Raw genomic sequence first — 3,213 nt, forward strand, 5'->3', positions numbered from 1 at the left:
AGAAAGATATCTACCTGGCTGACTCCGCTTTCTTCTCAGTCTTTTCTTTTACGCTTCTACTAGGAAACCCTCAGACAGCTTTAATAGAACCCTTCAACGTAGTAATTAGTGAAAGCTCAGCTGAAAAACTATTTGGTCGGGAGAACCCGCTTGGTAAAACAATTACCATAGACGCTGAGAATTTTGACGGTCAGTCGCCGGAATTTAAAGTTTCGGGTGTGATGGCAGATATACCTGAGAATACTCATCTTGAAATTGGAGTACTAGTCTCCTACCCTACGCTGTTTGAGTTCGTTGGTCACCAATTTGATGATTCCTGGGAGTGGAATAATACCTACACCTTCCTTCAGTTTGCTGAGAGCACTGACCCGAACACCTTAGAAGATAAATTTCTACCGATAGTGCAGAACTTCAATAAAAAACGCTTTGCCGAAGCTAATGTTAGCTGGCAATTTGGACTGCAACCGTTGCCCAGCATTCACCTTCATTCTGACCTTCAGAACGAAGCTTCGGTAAACGGAAGTGCCCAGTATGTTTATTTGTTAGCTGCACTGGCGTTACTGATTCTACTAATTGCCTACATCAATTTTGTAAATCTAACCACCGCTAAGGCGCTTCGCAGGGCCCGGGAAGTTGGAATTCGCAAAGTGGCGGGTGCTCAACGTGGTCAACTTATCCGCCAGTTCTTTTTAGAAACCTTGCTCGTAAATATGATTGCAGTTTTACTGGCAGCATCAATCTTCTACCTGACGTTTCCTATTGTAGCTGAAAAACTTGGTTTGAATACTAAAACTATCGTTCGTACTTCCCCGGACATGCTCATAGGAATAGTCCTCTGTTTGTTAGCATTAGTAATTGGTAGCGGATTTTATCCGGCTTTTATCTTATCGGGCTATCAACCTATAAAAGTGCTAAAAGGTCAATTCGCTCGGAGCACTCCAGGAGCTTCATTGCGTGGAGCGCTGGTAGTATGGCAGTTTGCTCTGGCGTTTGTGTTTATTTCGTTAACACTGATAGCTAGTCAGCAAATTCATTTTATGCAGCAGCAGAATTTAGGTTTTGATCCTGAACAGGTTATTGTCCTGAAAGCCCCTAAAAGTGTAAATTATGGGTACGGATTAAATAATAGGTTTCCACAATTCCAGCAGGCTATTGCATCTCTTAGAGGAGTATTAAGCGTTTCAGGAGGTGCATCTGTTCCGGGGCAGGAGATTTTTTGGTATGACGATCAAATTATAGTGCAAGAGCAAGAAACTTCTGGGGTTTTTTCAATTCTACCCGTAGCACCCAGCTATTTTCAACAGTACGATATTGACCTTATCGCTGGCAAGACGTTTAATGAACCTAACCCTACTAAATGGATTGTAAACGAATCAGCAGTGAAATTACTAGGATTCGATAAAGCTGAAATGGCTATCGGTCAGAAGATTCAGCGAAACGGGGAAGTAGGCGAAATTATCGGAGTAGTACGAGACTTTCACCATCAAAGCTTAAAGAAAGCGATTGAACCCATACTTTTTTGGGCAAGTCACTCGCTTAACTATTACACGGTTGAAGTAAATACTAATAATCTCAACCAAACCATAGACCAACTTCAGGCGAATTATCAGGCTTTGTTTCCGGGTAGTCCATTTGAGTATTTCTTTCTAGATGAGTTCTTCAAACGTCAGTATCAATCTGTACGTCAGTTCAATTTGTTATTCCGATTGTTCTCAGGTTTAGCCGTGATTATTGCTTCTTTGGGATTATTTGCTCTCTTTTACTTTAATCTGACCCAGCGTACCAAAGAAATTGGTATTCGGAAGGTATTAGGAGCTTCAGTGAGTAATCTTATACGATTACTTTCTACCGATTATTTGAAACTGATTGGCATTGCTTTAATTATCGCTATTCCAGTGGCTAACTACTTCGCTACTGAATGGCTTAGTAATTTTGCCTACGCTATTGAAATTAGTATAGGACTACTACTGTTGCCCGGTGCCATCATTCTAGCCCTTACCTTAATGACCATCACTGGCCAAACGCTTACTGCCGCCCGGCGAAATCCAGTTAATAGTTTGCGGGAAGAGTAATTTCTTACTGAGTGATGAATAATGAGTTCATTACTTATTCCACGCATGAGAAAGCGTTTGATCCTTGGACGGAAATTCTGCTGGGACTTCTTGAGTCACCTCACCGGTAGCTGCCCATTCAGTGCCTCGTTGTAGCGTCGTCATGAATCCCACGCATTCCATAGAATAGTCGAAGTGACCCAAAGTGGTGTGAAAGACCCGTCCCTGACCATAGTTAATTGCCATGATTGTAGGCACATGTTGTCCCAGTCCCTTCACTTCAGGATCCCAAGGAGGGGCATTGCCTTCCACATCTGAATAAGACGTGGCCAGCACGGTAGCATTTTCGAAAGGTCCGCGCATGCGTTCGTACAATTCATCCTGGGTATGCAGCCACTCAATGGGTAGTCCCTTCATTACCGGATGCTCTGGCTCTCGCGTGGTCACTACGTATTCAAACTCCGGCCCGTGCGATCCGCCAATTCCGGCTGAAAAGTCCTTTTCTAATTCTCCGGCGTCAGTGTAAAACACGTAGGGACCGCTCGTACTGTCTCGACCATCCCAAGCTCCTAAGCCGATCATTTTATTAAATTCTGGCCATTCAGACCAAACATTATTGGCGGCGTGGACTACAACAAACCCTCCGCCCTCGGCTACGTACTTTTCGAAACTACGCTTGCTTTCATCCGGCCAGTGCGGCGAAGAAGCACCCAGATTAGAAACAATTACATCGTACTGACTAAAATTCAGCGAAAACGTGGATGTCTTAACCGGATCAGGCGATATGCCGTAGGCGGTAGAATCCATTGGGAACATTTCAATATAGCCCTCATAAGGCACGGGACGAGTTTCGTTGTACTTAATGCCCAACCACACCGAATCCATCCGATGAATCTCTACTTTAAACAAACCGGTTTGCTCCAGATAGTCCTGCATCATCATAGTGGTTTTAGGCCAAATGTAGTGGTTATTTTGACCGTCGATAATTAGGGCTTTTAGTTTTAAAGATTGAGCGTCGGTTGTTTCAGTTTTCTTCGCCTCACCGCATGCAGCGGCTAGTAGCAGTAAAGCAATGATCCAATGTAATCTGAACATATGACTAGAATTGATTGAGCGAGTGAAGTTAAAAATTTCCAAGGAATAATTCCGTTATGCTTAATAC

General features: G+C 43.4%; 2 protein-coding genes. One reads left to right on the forward strand and one right to left on the reverse strand.

The genetic code is table 11. The features are described from left to right. Positions 1 to 2,072 (forward strand): FtsX-like permease family protein (locus WBA23_RS16930; RefSeq protein WP_424583469.1); only part of this gene is annotated, 2,072 nt, incomplete at its 5' end. Positions 2,073 to 2,102: 30 nt separating this feature from the next. Here WBA23_RS16930 and WBA23_RS16935 read toward each other — a convergent pair. After that, on the reverse strand, positions 2,103 to 3,146 hold the full coding sequence (locus WBA23_RS16935) for a ThuA domain-containing protein (protein ID WP_424583470.1): 1,044 nt from the start codon (positions 3,144 to 3,146) through the stop codon (positions 2,103 to 2,105). Between the last annotated feature and the right edge of the window lie 67 nt (positions 3,147 to 3,213).

It is taken from the genome of Tunicatimonas sp., from assembly GCF_049647865.1.
Classification (GTDB): domain Bacteria; phylum Bacteroidota; class Bacteroidia; order Cytophagales; family Cyclobacteriaceae; genus Tunicatimonas.

What these genes read in the sequence shown, in the direction of transcription:
- WBA23_RS16935 (WP_424583470.1), bottom strand. Translation starts at nt 3,146, where the DNA reads ATGTTCAGATTACATTGGATCATTGCTTTACTGCTACTAGCCGCTGCA.